13 protein-coding genes and 2 tRNA genes are annotated in these 12,922 nt (G+C 66.2%); 6 read left to right on the forward strand and 9 right to left on the reverse strand.

The genetic code is table 11. The annotated features are described in order from the left end of the window. The 3 genes from VIR62_RS02960 to VIR62_RS02970 all read right to left on the reverse strand — a co-directional run. Positions 1-522, reverse strand: a 522-nt coding sequence (locus VIR62_RS02960) for a Glu/Leu/Phe/Val dehydrogenase dimerization domain-containing protein (RefSeq protein WP_431868566.1), incomplete at its 3' end; no start/stop codon positions are given. Between the two features lie 32 nt (positions 523-554). Next, a tRNA-His gene (locus VIR62_RS02965) sits at positions 555-631 on the reverse strand. Positions 632-712: 81 nt separating this feature from the next. Further along, complete coding sequence (locus VIR62_RS02970) at positions 713-862, reverse strand: hypothetical protein (RefSeq protein WP_431868568.1); 150 nt, start codon at positions 860-862, stop codon at positions 713-715. A gap of 34 nt (positions 863-896) precedes the next feature. Between VIR62_RS02970 and VIR62_RS02975 the strand changes: the two genes are divergently transcribed. Both VIR62_RS02975 and VIR62_RS02980 read left to right on the forward strand, forming a co-directional pair. Beyond that, positions 897-1,076 (forward strand): hypothetical protein, encoded by a 180-nt coding sequence (locus VIR62_RS02975; RefSeq protein ID WP_431868570.1) that lies wholly within the window; start codon positions 897-899, stop codon positions 1,074-1,076. 170 nt (positions 1,077-1,246) lie between these two features. Next, positions 1,247-2,233, forward strand: a complete 987-nt coding sequence (locus tag VIR62_RS02980; protein WP_431868572.1) for an LLM class flavin-dependent oxidoreductase — start codon at positions 1,247-1,249, stop codon at positions 2,231-2,233. A gap of 78 nt (positions 2,234-2,311) precedes the next feature. Here the strand turns inward: VIR62_RS02980 and VIR62_RS02985 are convergent. From VIR62_RS02985 to lon, 3 genes are all read right to left on the reverse strand, one after another. Then, positions 2,312-2,383, reverse strand: a tRNA-Val gene (locus VIR62_RS02985). A 154-nt stretch (positions 2,384-2,537) separates the two neighbouring features. Further along, positions 2,538-2,813: an HU family DNA-binding protein gene (locus VIR62_RS02990; protein ID WP_431868573.1), complete on the reverse strand. Its 276-nt coding sequence runs from the start codon at positions 2,811-2,813 to the stop codon at positions 2,538-2,540. Between the two features lie 150 nt (positions 2,814-2,963). Further along, positions 2,964-5,375 (reverse strand): endopeptidase La, encoded by a 2,412-nt coding sequence (gene lon / locus VIR62_RS02995; protein ID WP_431868575.1) that lies wholly within the window; start codon positions 5,373-5,375, stop codon positions 2,964-2,966. A gap of 232 nt (positions 5,376-5,607) precedes the next feature. On the opposite strand from lon, the gene VIR62_RS03000 reads away from it, so the two are divergent. The 4 genes from VIR62_RS03000 to VIR62_RS03015 all read left to right on the forward strand — a co-directional run bounded on the left by VIR62_RS03000 (position 5,608) and on the right by VIR62_RS03015 (position 9,371). Next, complete coding sequence (locus VIR62_RS03000; protein WP_431868577.1) at positions 5,608-6,243, forward strand: TetR family transcriptional regulator; 636 nt, start codon at positions 5,608-5,610, stop codon at positions 6,241-6,243. Further along, on the forward strand, positions 6,240-7,220 hold the full coding sequence (locus VIR62_RS03005; RefSeq protein WP_431868578.1) for an HlyD family secretion protein: 981 nt from the start codon (positions 6,240-6,242) through the stop codon (positions 7,218-7,220). Before VIR62_RS03000 ends, VIR62_RS03005 begins: the two co-directional genes overlap by 4 nt. Next, the gene (locus VIR62_RS03010) at positions 7,217-8,134 is read left to right on the forward strand and encodes an ABC transporter ATP-binding protein (protein WP_431868580.1); all 918 of its coding nucleotides are present in this window, start codon (positions 7,217-7,219) and stop codon (positions 8,132-8,134) included. Before VIR62_RS03005 ends, VIR62_RS03010 begins: the two co-directional genes overlap by 4 nt. Positions 8,135-8,237: 103 nt before the next feature. After that, positions 8,238-9,371, forward strand: a complete 1,134-nt coding sequence (locus VIR62_RS03015; RefSeq protein ID WP_431868582.1) for an ABC transporter permease — start codon at positions 8,238-8,240, stop codon at positions 9,369-9,371. 138 nt (positions 9,372-9,509) lie between these two features. On the opposite strand, the gene VIR62_RS03020 is transcribed toward VIR62_RS03015, so the two are convergent. The 3 genes from VIR62_RS03020 to clpP form a co-directional block, all read right to left on the reverse strand. Then, complete coding sequence (locus VIR62_RS03020; RefSeq protein ID WP_431868584.1) at positions 9,510-10,616, reverse strand: methyltransferase domain-containing protein; 1,107 nt, start codon at positions 10,614-10,616, stop codon at positions 9,510-9,512. A gap of 194 nt (positions 10,617-10,810) precedes the next feature. Then, complete coding sequence (gene clpX / locus VIR62_RS03025) at positions 10,811-12,070, reverse strand: ATP-dependent Clp protease ATP-binding subunit ClpX (RefSeq protein ID WP_431868585.1); 1,260 nt, start codon at positions 12,068-12,070, stop codon at positions 10,811-10,813. A gap of 111 nt (positions 12,071-12,181) precedes the next feature. Further along, positions 12,182-12,823 carry an ATP-dependent Clp endopeptidase proteolytic subunit ClpP gene (gene clpP, locus VIR62_RS03030; RefSeq protein WP_431868586.1) on the reverse strand — a complete coding sequence of 214 codons (642 nt, stop codon included), beginning with the start codon at positions 12,821-12,823 and terminating at the stop codon, positions 12,182-12,184. Between the last annotated feature and the right edge of the window lie 99 nt (positions 12,824-12,922).

Below are 12,922 nucleotides of genomic sequence, written 5' to 3' on the forward strand. Positions count from 1 at the left end.
GGAAAGGCTGTCCTTGCCGAGCGCGCGGCGCACTGCCGCCTTGACGCCGAGGAAGATGCCGTAGGCGGTGTGCGGGCCGGGATCGCCGCCCACCTCGCCCTCGCCCACCGGCAGGCCAGCGACGTGGCGCGTATGCTTCGACACGGCGACGAGATCGGAGACGCCCATGCCGACATCCTCAGCGGTGATGTAGGTGCCGCCCAGGCGATCGACGGCGCGGCCGTAGGCGGCGAGCATCGCGTGGGTCTTGGTCCCGTCCTTGTCGGCCAGGATCACCGCCTTGCCGCCGCCCAACGGCAGCCCGGCCATGGCGTTCTTGTAGCTCATGCCGCGCGACAAGCGGAGCGCGTCCGCGACCGCGTCGCCGCTCTGCTCATAATGCCAGAACCGGGTGCCGCCCGCGCCCGGCCCGAGATGGGTCGAATGGACGGCGATGATCGCCTTCAGGCCCGATTCCCGGTCTGTGACGAAATGTACGACCTCGTGGTCGTCGAAATCGGGGTAATCCCAAGGCGACTGCATGACTTTGTCCTGGTGTTGAACGTCTTTGAAAGTGGGGCGACCGACGGGACTTGAACCCGCGACCCCTGGTACCACAAACCAGTGCTCTAACCAGCTGAGCTACGATCGCCACATGGATGCAATTGATGCGCGGCGCACATAAGGGCCGCGCCCGCCTAGCGTCAAGGACAGTCTGGGCCGCCGAGAGGGTTCAGGCCTCGTCCGTTCCGGGCCGCGCCCGCGCCGCGAGAAGCTCCGCCAGTTTCAGGTGCTTGAGCCTGGCGACATCGCTCGCCGCCATTTCGGCGAAACGACGATGCTCCTGCGCGCGGCGAACATAATAATGGTGCTCGCTTTCCATCGTCCCCTCCGTGCGCCGATTATAGGCGCTCTCCATGGCATTGGCGAGAACGATCGAGCGCCGCGCCTTAATCCGTTCGTCGCTTTATCCGGTCCTTCAGGCGAGCGATAATCCGCATCAGCTGGAATGGATCGGCACCATAAACGCACGAGAGGCGCTGGTGATCGTTTCGGGGGGATCGAGGGGAATGCCCGCTATCGACGGTGGAGCGTGATGGGCGGCAAGGATTGAACCCGCGACCACAAACCAGTGCTCCAACCAGCGGCGCTACGATCGCCACATGGGTGCAATTGATGCGCGGCGCACATAAGGGCGGGGAGGCCGGAAGGTCACGGGGACTGTAGCACCGCTGGCAACCGCGGGCCGCGGCCCCATATCCCTGCCATGATCCTTTCCATCCTCGACCTCGCGCCCATCGTGGAAGGGGGCGATGCCGCCCTCGCCTTTAGCAACTCCCTCGATCTCGCCCGCCATGCCGAACGCTGGGGCTACAGGCGCTTCTGGATGGCTGAGCATCATTCGATGCCGGGCGTCGCCAGCGCGGCGACGGCGGTGGCGCTCGGCCATATCGCCGCCGGCACGTCCTCCATCCGCGTCGGCGCCGGCGGCGTCATGCTGCCGAACCATGCGCCGCTGGTCATCGCCGAGCAGTTCGGCACGCTCGAATCGCTCCATCCCGGCCGCATCGATCTCGGCCTCGGTCGAGCGCCCGGCACGGACCAGGCGGCCGCCCACGCGCTCCGCCGCACCCTCGACAGCGACCCCAATGCTTTTCCGCGCGATGTCGTCGAGCTGATGGAGTATTTCAAACCGTCGGAAGACGGACGTCGCGTCCGGGCCATTCCCGGCGAAGGCTTGGACATCCCAATCTGGATCCTCGGCTCCAGCCTGTTCGGCGCCCAGCTCGCCGCCATGCTGGGGCTTCCCTACGCCTTCGCCTCGCATTTCGCGCCTCAGCAGATGATGGAGGCGATCGACGTCTATCGCTCGACCTTCCGCCCCTCGGAGCGGCTGGACAAGCCCTATGTGATGCTCGGCTTCAACGCTTTTGCCGCCGATACGAACGACGAGGGCGAGCGTCTCGCCAGCTCGATGCAGCAGACCTTCGTCAATCTCCGGAGCGGCCAGCCGACCCCGCTCCAGCCGCCGGTCGAAGGCTACAAGCAGTCGCTGCCGCGCCCGCAGCAAGCGATGTTGGATCAGCTCCTCTCCTGCTCCGCCATCGGGGCACCCGGGACGGTGAAGGCCGCCATCGAGGATTTCGTGGCCCGCACCGGCGCCGACGAGCTGATGATCACCTCACAGATATTCGATCACGCCGCACGGCTGCGTTCCTACGAGATCGTCGCAAGGCTCTTCCTGGAGGGGTAAAGGCGGGCGGCGCCCGGCGCCTCAGGAGAAGAATGAGCTTCCGCGCGTTGACCCGCGGATCGGAGAAACTGAGCGTGTTGGGCGCGGCAAGGATTGAACTTGCGACCCCTGCGGTGTGAACACAGTGCTCTACCACTGAGCTACGCGCCCACGCTCCTGACCCGTCCGTGGTATCCTGACGGGAAAAAAGGCGGCAAAAGCCGCCGATCGGACGGTCCCATAATGCGCCGCCCAAAGCCTGTCCAGCATTGCCGGAAATGAAACGGACCGGCGCGCCCCGCGGCGCCGCCGGTCCCCAGATTGATTACCGGTTGACCGAGTCCTTGAGGCCCTTGCCGGCCTTGAACTTCGGCTGGGTCGACGCCTTGATCTGCATCGGTTCGCCGGTGCGGGGATTGCGCCCCGTGGAAGCCTTGCGCTGCGAGCAAGAGAAGGTGCCGAAGCCGACGAGGCGGACTTCGTCGCCCTTCTTCAGCGCCCCGCTGATTGCGTCGAAAACGCCCTCAACGGCCCTGCCGGCATCGCTCCTGCTGAGCCCGGTCGTGTCCGCGACCGCGCCGATAAGCTCCTGTTTGTTCATGCTGTCCAAACCCCTGTTACAAATGGAATCGCGGCTGAAGCCGAACCCATACCTTCAATCAGGACGGCGGCAGGAGTCAAAGGGGAAAGCGCCTTTTCCCGAGGAAATGTGCGCCTCGTGACCCGTTTTTTCGTGTTGCGTGGCAGCAAATCAGTGGCGGCTTGCAACCCCCGCCGTCTCGTCCGGCGCCGATGCAAGCTCGGTCGACGGCAGCGCCGCGAGTTCGTCCGCCTCGGTCCATTCGATGGGGACGACCGGCGTCAGCAGCGCCCGGGCCAGCACCTCGTCGACATGGCTCACCGGCAGGATCTCCAACGCCGTCGTGATGTTCTCGGGTATTTCGACCAGGTCCTTCTCGTTCTCCGACGGAATCAGCACCGTGGTGATGCCGCCGCGCAGCGCCGCCAGCAATTTCTCCTTGAGGCCGCCGATCGGGAGCACGCGCCCCCTCAGCGTCACTTCGCCCGTCATCGCCACGTCGCGGCGGACGGGGATGCCGGTGAGGGTGGAGATGATCGCTGTCACCATGCCGACACCGGCCGAGGGGCCGTCCTTCGGCACCGCGCCTTCGGGCAGATGGACGTGGATGTCCTTGCGGGCGATGAGGCTCGGCTTGACACCATAGCTTGGCGAGCGCGCCCTTACGAACGAGAACGCGGCCTGGACCGACTCCTTCATCACTTCGCCCAGCTTGCCGGTGGTCCGGATCAGTCCCTTGCCGGGAACCGTCACCGCCTCGATGGTGAGCAGCTCGCCGCCGACCTCGGTCCAGGCCAGGCCCGTGACGGCGCCGATCTGGTCTTCTTCCTCGCCAATGCCGTGGCGGAATTTCCGTACGCCCGAAAAGTCGCCGACATTGTCCGGCGTCAGCGCGACCTTCTCGGTCTTGCCCTCGAGGATCTGCCGCAGCGCCTTGCGGGCCACCTTGGCGATCTCTCGCTCCAGCGTGCGCACGCCCGCCTCGCGCGTGTAATGACGGATGAGCGCGCGCAGGCCCTCCTCGGTGAAGATCAGCTCGCCGTCCTTGAGGCCATGCGATTCGATCTGCTTGGGGATGAGGTGTCGGATCGCGATCTCGACCTTCTCGTCCTCGGTATAGCCTTCGAGCCGTATGATCTCCATGCGGTCGAGCAAAGGCTGCGGCATGTTCATGCTGTTCGCCGTCGTGACGAACATCACGTCCGACAGATCGTAGTCGATCTCCAGATAATGGTCCTGGAATTTCGAATTCTGCTCGGGGTCCAGCACCTCGAGCAACGCTGACGCCGGATCGCCTCGGAAATCCTGGCCAAGCTTGTCGATCTCGTCGAGCAGGAAGAGCGGATTGGACGTGCCGGCCTTCTTGAGGTTCGACACGATCTTGCCCGGAAGCGAACCGATATAGGTGCGGCGGTGGCCGCGAATCTCGGCCTCGTCGCGCACGCCGCCCAGTGACTGGCGCACGAACTCGCGGCTGGTCGCCTTGGCGATCGAGCGGCCGAGCGAGGTCTTGCCGACGCCCGGAGGGCCGACCAGGCACAGGATCGGGCCCTTCAGCTTGTTGGTCCGGGCCTGGACGGCGAGATATTCGACGATCCGGTCCTTGACCTTCTCCAGCGCATAATGGTCCTCGTCGAGGATCGTCTGCGCCTCGGCGATGTCCTTCTTGACCTTGGACTTCTTGCCCCACGGCAGGCCCAGCAGCACGTCGAGATAGTTACGGCTGACGGTGGCTTCGGCCGACATCGGCGCCATCGCCTTCAATTTCTTCAGCTCCTGGGTCGCCTTGGTCCGCGCTTCCTTGGAAAGCTTGGTCTTGGCGATCTTGCGGGTCAGCTCGGCGAGCTCGTCGCCCTCGCCTTCCTCGCCCTCGGCGCCCAGCTCACGCTGGATAGCTTTCAGCTGCTCGTTCAGATAATATTCGCGCTGCGTCTTCTCCATCTGGCGCTTGACGCGGCTCCTGATCTTCTTCTCGACCTGCAGCACGCCCAATTCGCCCTCCATGAAGGCGAACGCCATCTCCAGCCGGCGCACGGGATTGAGCTCGGCGAGCAAAGCCTGCTTGTCCGACACCTTGATGGTGATGTTGGCGGCGACCGCGTCGGCGAGCTTGGAGGCGTCCTCGATCTGGGCGAGCTGCACGGCCGTCTCGGCCGGCAGCTTCTTGTTGAGCTTCGAATAATTCTCGAACTGCTCGATCACCGAGCGCATCAGCGCCGAGACCTCGGCCCCGTCCGGCTCGTCGATCTCGATCGGCTGCACGTCGGCGACCAGATGCTGGCCCTGCATTTCCATCGACTCGAGCGTCGCCCGGCGCTGCCCCTCCACGAGCACGCGCACGGTGCCGTCGGGCAGCTTCAGGAGCTGCAGCACCGTGGCGACCACCCCGAGATCGTAGAGCGCGTCGCGATCGGGATCGTCCTCGGCGGGGTCGAGCTGCGAGACGAGGAAGATCGACTTGTCCGCCGCCATCGCGGTTTCGAGCGCGGCCACGGACTTGTCGCGCCCGACGAACAGCGGGACAATCATCTGGGGAAAGACGACGATGTCGCGCAGGGGAAGAACGGGAAGGGATTCGGTCATGAGGACTCCACGCACGCGCGGCTGGGAGGTGAAAGGGCGCGCCCCAGCTATATGGTCGCGACCGCGGCCTTAGCAATGGGCGCGCGACGCGCGGAGCACCCCACGCGTCATCCCGGCGGAAGCCGGGACCCAGGTACACAGTGGCTCGTGGCCCAAGCTGCAAACGTGCCCCTCGACAATACAGAAGTCACAGAGTAACTGACTGACTGGTCATTTACTTACGAGTCGCATCATGACGGACACGCCCAAGTGGCGGAGACGCAAGGAAGCCCGGCCCTCGGACATCTGTACCGCCGCCCTTCAAGTCTTCGCCGAAAAAGGCTTTGCCGGTGCGCGGATCGAGGAGATCGCCAGGCGCGCCGGCCTCTCGAAAGGCGGCGTCTATCTCTATTTCCCCACCAAGGAGGCCCTGTTCCGCGCCGTCGTGCGTGACGCGGTCGCCCCCAATATCGAAGCCATCCGGCAAAGCGTTCTGGCGACCCCACTCCCGTTCGCCGATCTCGTCCGCATGCTGCTCCCCCAGGTGGCGGCGATCATCACCACCGTCCCGCTCGGCGCCGTGCTGAAGATGGTCGTCGGCGAGTCGCGCAACTTTCCGGAGCTCGCCAAGGTCTGGCACGACGACGTCGTCCTCAAAGCCGTGGGAATCCTGAGCGGCGCCATCGAACAGGCCCAGGCGCGCGGCGAGGTGCGGCCCGGCGATCCGCGCATCCACGCTTTTTCGCTGATCGGCCCTATGCTGCTCGGGGTGCTCTGGCGCGAAACCTTCACGCCCGTCGGCGCGGCCGAGGTCGACCTGCCCACCATCGCCCGCCAGCACGCGGACACGGTGCTGGAGGGCCTTCTTACGGCGGAGAATAAAGGATGAAGCCGCAGCGGGTCGTTATTCTCGTACTGGTGGGCCTTGCCCTGCTCTTCCTCGCATGGCGGCTGATCGCGCCGCAGTTCCGGCCCGCGCCCGCCCTCTCGGGCTATATCGAGGGTGAGACGCTCTATCTCTCCGCCCCGGTCGCCGGCACGGTGACCGAGCTCGGCGTTCGCCGCGGACAGCGGGTCGCGGCGGGCGCGCCCCTGTTCGTGATCGAGCCCGACCAGCGCCTTGCCCAGCGCGATCAGGCGGAGGCGCAGCTCACCGCCGCCCTCGCCCAGGCCGAGGACGCGAGGAAGGGCCAGCGCCCGATCGAGCTGGGCATATTGGAGGCCGATCAGGACGCCGCCGAAGCCCAGGCCCGCGAAGCGCGCGCCAACCTTCGCCGAGTCTCCGCGCTCGTCGAGAAAGGCATATATTCCAAGGCCCGCCTCGACGACGCTCGCAACCAGTCGCAAAGTGCCGAAGCGCGCGTGGCGGCCGCCCGTCGCCGCGTCGCTGCCGCCACATTGGGCGACCGCGCCGACCAGATACGCGCCGCGGATGCTCGCGTCTCTCAGGCGCGCGCCGGCGTCGTCGAGACGGGCGCGAGGCTCGACGACATGGCCCCCGTCGCTCCCGCCGCCGCGCGCGTGGAAGACGTCTTCTTCCAGCGCGGCGAATGGGCGAGCGCCAACCAGCCCGTCGTCGCCCTCATCCCGGACGACCGCGTCTATGTCCACTTCTTCGTCCCCGAAACCGAAGTCGCCGCCTACAAGCCGGGGCAAAAGGTCGGCTTTTCCTGCGACGGCTGCCCCGACGACCTCTCGGCCACGATCGTCTACGTCAGTCCCCGCCCCGAATTCACGCCGCCCGTCATCTACAGCCGCGAGGCGCGCGACCGGCTCGTCTTCATGGTCGAGGCAAGGCCCGCCAACGGCGCCAGCCTCGTTCCCGGCCTGCCCGTCGACGTGGTTCCATTGAAGGCTGGGCCATGACCGTCGCCATCGACGTTCAGGGCCTCAACAAGTCCTTCGGCGCCCATCATGTCGTGAAGGACTTCTCGATCCAGGTGGAGGAAGGCCGCATCACCGGTTTCCTCGGCCCCAACGGTTCGGGCAAGACGACGACGCTTCGCATGCTCTGCGGCCTGCTCACCCCGGACAGCGGCCACGGCACCGCGCTCGGCCTCGACATCGTCGCCGACGCCGCCGCCATCAAGCGCCAGACCGGCTACATGACTCAGCGCTTCTCGCTCTACGAGGACCTGACGGTCGAGGAGAACATCCAGTTCGCCGCCCGCATCCACGGTCTCGACCGCCGCGAGGAACGGGTCCGAACGGCGCTGGAGGATTTGGGTCTTGCCGAGCGCAAGAGCCAGCTCGCCGGCGTCATGTCCGGCGGCTGGAAGCAGCGCCTCGCCCTCGCCGTCGCGACCCTGCACGAGCCGCGCCTGCTCCTCCTCGACGAGCCCACCGCAGGCGTCGACCCGCAGGCGCGTCGCCACTTCTGGGACGAGATCCACGCCCTCGCCGCCAAAGGCCTCACCGTCCTCGTTTCCACCCACTACATGGACGAGGCCGAGCGCTGCCACGACATCGCCTACATCGCCTATGGCCAGCTCATGGCGCGCGGCACCGCCGAGGAGGTGATCGAGGCCGCGAAGCTCTTCACCTGGCGCGGCGAGGGCCCCGGCGTCGACCGCCTCTCCAACGAGCTGCTCCAGCGTCCCGGCGTGGAGATGGCCGCGCCCTTCGGCCTCGCGCTCCACGTCAGCGGCAGCGATGAAGCCGCGCTCGAATCCGCTCTCGCCCCCTATCGCCGCCCGCCCTTCCGCTGGGAGGAGGCCGAGCCGACGCTGGAGGACGTGTTCATCCACCTGATGAGCAAGGCCGAGGACAATTTCGGATGAGGGGTGCACCCGCCCTCTTACGTCATTGTGAGCGCAGCGAAGCAATCCAGCGCTGCCTGGATTGCCGTGTCGCTTCGCTCCTCGCAATGACAGCGGCAGACCAATGAACGGCTTCTCCCTCGACCGCGTCATAGCGGTGCTGGTCAAGGAGTTCATCCAGCTCACCCGCGACCGCATCACCTATGCGATGCTGCTCGGCATCCCGGTCATCCAGCTCCTCCTCTTCGGCTATGCGATCAACACCGATCCGCGCCAGCTCCCCACCGCGGTGCTGGTCCAGGAGAACTCGACCTTCGCCCGCTCCACGCTCGCGGCGATCGAGAATAGCGGCTATTTCGAAATCGTCGCCCAGGCCCGCACTCCCGCCGAGCTCGACGACCTGGTGCGCAAGGGCGAAGTCCAGTTCGCCGTCACCATCCCCGGCGACTTCACCCGCCGCGTCGTCCGCGGCGACGAGGCGCAGATCCTGGTCGAGGCCGACGCCACCGATCCCGCCGCCACCGGCGGCGCCGTCGCGGCCCTCGCCGCTTTGCCGCTGGAGGCCCTGCGTCACGACCTCGAAGGGGCGGTCGCTCCCGATGCCGGTTCGGCAAGGCCGTTCGAAGTCGTCGTCCACCGTCGCTACAATCCGGAGAACATCACCAGCTACAACATTGTGCCCGGCCTGCTCGGCGTCATCCTCTCCATGACCCTGGTGATGATGACCGCCCTCGGCGTCACCCGCGAGCAAGAACGCGGCACGATGGAAAGTCTGCTTGCGACGCCCGTGCAGCCGCTCGAGGTCATGGTCGGCAAGCTCGCGCCCTATGTCGTCGTCGGCCTCATCCAGACGACCTTGATCCTCATTCTTGCCCGTGTCCTGTTCGGCGTCCCCATGGCCGGCGGCTGGCTCGGCCTCGCCATCGGCGTGATGCTGTTCATCATCGGCTCGCTGGCGCTCGGCTTCCTGATCTCGACCGTCGCCCGCACCCAGCTCCAGGCGATGCAGCTCTCCTTCTTCTACATGCTGCCCTCGATCCTGCTGTCGGGCTTCATGTTCCCCTTCCGCGGCATGCCCGACTGGACCCAGGCGCTCGGCACCGTCATCCCCGTCACCCACTTCCTCCGCCTGGTGCGCGGCGCCCTCCTCAAGGGCCAGAGCCTCGCCGACATGGGGCCGAGCCTGCTGGCGCTCGCCATCTTCGTCTGCGCGGTGACCGCTCTCGCCCTCGCCCGCTACCGGACGACGCTGGATTAATTCCCGTCATCCCGGCGAAGGCCGGGACCCAAGAACACGGGCTAAGCAAGTCAGGCGACAACGCCTTTACCTTCGCTCAAGGCCATATGTCCCGGGATCCCGGCCTCCGCCGGGATAACGGATGAGTCCAATCGCCCGCTAAGGCCGCGCTTCCAGGATCAGGTTGAACGGCGTCGTCGTCGCCACCCGCACCCGGCTGAAACCCGCCTCGGCCAGCACTTCGCCCAGCCGCTTCGGCCCGGCCTGGGCGCCGAGCCCCAGGCCGACTTCCTGCGCCAGGCTGCCCGGCGTGCAGATCATGGTCGAGGCCGCATAATAGAGCCGCCCCACCGGGTTCATGTTCTCGGCCAGCGAGTCGCCCGCGAACGGCTCGACGATCATGAAGATGCCGTCGGGCTTGAGCATCTCGCGCACGCGCCGCGCGGCGCCCACCGGATCGCCCATGTCGTGCAGCGCATCGAACACGGTCACCAGGTCGTAGTCCTCGCCGGGGCTGTCCTTGGCCGACGCCACTTCGAAGCGGACGTTCGCCGGGCCGCCGGCTTCGCGGGCTGCCTCCCGCGCCCGCTCGATCGAGGCTTCGTGATAGTCGAGCCCGACGACGTCGCTGTTCGGGAAGGCCTTCGCCATGATGATCGTCGAAGCGCCGTGGCCGCAGCCGATGTCGGCGACTTTCGCCCCCGCCTCGAGCCGCTCGACGACGCCGTCCAGGGCCGGCAGCCATTCCTGGACCAGAAACGCGCGGTAACCGGTGCGGAAGAATTGCTCGACGCCGCAGAACAGGCATGTCGAATGCTCGTGCCAGCCGACGCCCTCGCCCGTCCGGAACGCCTCGGCGATCTTCGGCTCGTCCATGTAGACGGACGCGGTGAGATGGAAGGCGCTCGCCATATAGACCGGCGAGTTCTCGTCGGCGAGCGCCATGACCTGCTCCGGCGACATGAAGAAGGTCCGCTCCTCGGCATCATATTCGACATATCCCGCGGCCGCCTGGGCGCTCAGCCATTCGCGCACGTAGCGCTCGTGCAGCCCGGTGCGGTCGGCCAACTCCCGCGACGTGGCGCGTCCGCCCTCGGCCAACGCCTTGTAGAGGCCGAGCCGCTCGCCGAGGATGACCAGCGCGCCGCCGTTCGCCGCGCCCATGTCGCCCACCATCTTGCCCATGAAGGCTTCGAGCTTGGCGGGATCCGGTTGCGCGGCAGGGGTGACCGGCGTGCGTTCTAGAGTGTCGAAAGTGGTGCCCATGGCTGGTCCTCCATTGGTTGAGAGGCAAACGCCGCTACCGGAGCACCGTTGGCGCCACCGTTTGGACCAACGTTGGAATCGCGCCTCGCCAAGCTGGAACGGCCGCCCCGCGCGTTTAGCCGACGGCGCGACTCTTCACGCCGTGGCTCCAAGGCACTTATGTCATGAAGCGCCGTCTCTGGGCGGCGGCGGGATCAGGCCGCGTCTTCGTCCTTTTTCTCGGCGTAGACGCGGACCGGCTCCTTGCGGCCTTCGACCACGTCCTTGTCGATCATCACCTCGTCGACGCCGTCCATCGAGGGCAGGTCGAACATGGTGTCGAGGAGGATGTTCTCCAGGATCGAGCGGAGGCCCCGGGCGCCGGTCTTGCGGGCGATCGCCTTCTTGGCGACCGCGACGAGCGCGTCGTCGGTGAAGCTGAGCTTCACGTCCTCCATGTCGAACAGCTTGGCGTACTGCTTGATCAGCGCGTTCTTCGGCTCCTTGAGGATCTCGACCAGCGCCCCCTCGTCGAGGTCCTCCAGCGAGGCGATCACCGGCAGGCGGCCGACGAATTCGGGGATGAGGCCGAACTTCAGCAGATCCTCGGGCTCGCCCTGGCGCAGCACTTCGCCGGTGCGGCGCTCGTCCGGCGCGGCGACATAGGCGCCGAAGCCGATCGACTTGCCCTGCAGGCGGTCGGCGATGATCTTCTCGAGGCCGGCGAAGGCGCCGCCGCAGATGAAGAGGATGTTGGTCGTGTCGACCTGCAGGAACTCCTGCTGCGGATGCTTGCGGCCACCCTGCGGCGGCACCGAGGCGGTGGTGCCTTCCATCAGCTTCAGCAGCGCCTGCTGCACGCCCTCACCCGACACGTCGCGGGTGATGGAGGGGTTGTCCGACTTGCGGCTGATCTTGTCGATCTCGTCGATGTAGACGATGCCGCGCTGCGCCCGCTCGACATTGTAGTCGCTGGCCTGGAGCAGCTTCAGGATGATGTTCTCGACATCCTCGCCGACATAACCGGCCTCGGTCAGGGTGGTCGCGTCGGCCATGGTGAAGGGTACGTCGAGGATGCGCGCCAGCGTCTGCGCCAGCAAGGTCTTGCCGCAGCCGGTGGGCCCGACGAGCAGGATGTTCGACTTGGCCAGCTCCACGTCGGCGCCCTTGGCGCCGTGGTTGAGCCGCTTGTAATGGTTATGCACCGCCACCGAGAGCACTCGCTTGGCGTGCTGCTGCCCGATCACATAATCGTCCAGGACCTTGCAGATCTCCGCCGGCGTCGGCACCCCGTCCCGCGTCTTGACGAGCGCGGACTTGGTTTCCTCGCGGATGATGTCGTTGCACAGCTCGACGCATTCATCGCAAATGAACACGGTCGGCCCGGCGATGAGCTTCCTCACCTCGTGCTGCGATTTCCCGCAGAAGGAGCAATAGAGGGTGCTTTTGGAGTCGCCGCCGCTCAGTTTCGTCATCTCAGTTCCTTCAGGCGTGCGCCTGTCTCTCCAGCCCCTCGGGCTTCATCCTACCGCACTATCGCACGATCACAATGGCCTAAACGTTAAGCCCGATGGCCTGAACAAACGTCAGGCCGCGTTTTTCGCCGCATCCTCTTCGGCCGGCGCCGGCCTTTTGTCGAACACCTCGTCGACCAGCCCGAATTCCTTGGCCTCGCCCGCCGAGAAGAACTTGTCGCGCTCGACATTCTTCTCGATCTCCTCGATCGGCTGGCCGGTATATTGCGCCATCAGCTCGTTCATTCGGTGCCGGATGCGCAGGATTTCCTTGGCCTGGATCTCGATGTCGGTGGCCATGCCCTGGGCGCCGCCCGAAGGCTGGTGAATCATGATCCGCGCATTGTTGAGCGCGACCCGCATCCCCGGCTCGCCGGCGCAGAGCAGAAAGGCGCCCATCGAGGCGGCTTGGCCGATGCACACCGTGCCGACCCGCGGGCGGATATATTGCATGGTGTCGTGGATCGCCATCCCCGCCGTCACCACCCCGCCCGGCGAGTTGATGTACATGAAGATGTCCTTCTTCGGATTCTCACTCTCCAGGTACAGAAGCTGGGCGGTGATGAGCGTCGCCATATGGTCCTCGACCCCTCCGGTCACGAACACGATCCGCTCGCGCAGCAGGCGCGAATAGATGTCGAAGCTGCGCTCGCCCCGGTTCGACTGCTCGATGACGATGGGGACGAGGGCGTTGACGATGTCGGCGTGGTCCATGTGGGGGAGAATCCTGTGTATCGGGTTGCTCCGGCTACATCGGGTGAAAGCGACAAGGGTTCAAGCCCTAAGCGCTCGAGCGCGAGGAGGGGACCGCGC

The organism is Allosphingosinicella sp. (assembly GCF_036570505.1).
Lineage (GTDB): Bacteria > Pseudomonadota > Alphaproteobacteria > Sphingomonadales > Sphingomonadaceae > Allosphingosinicella.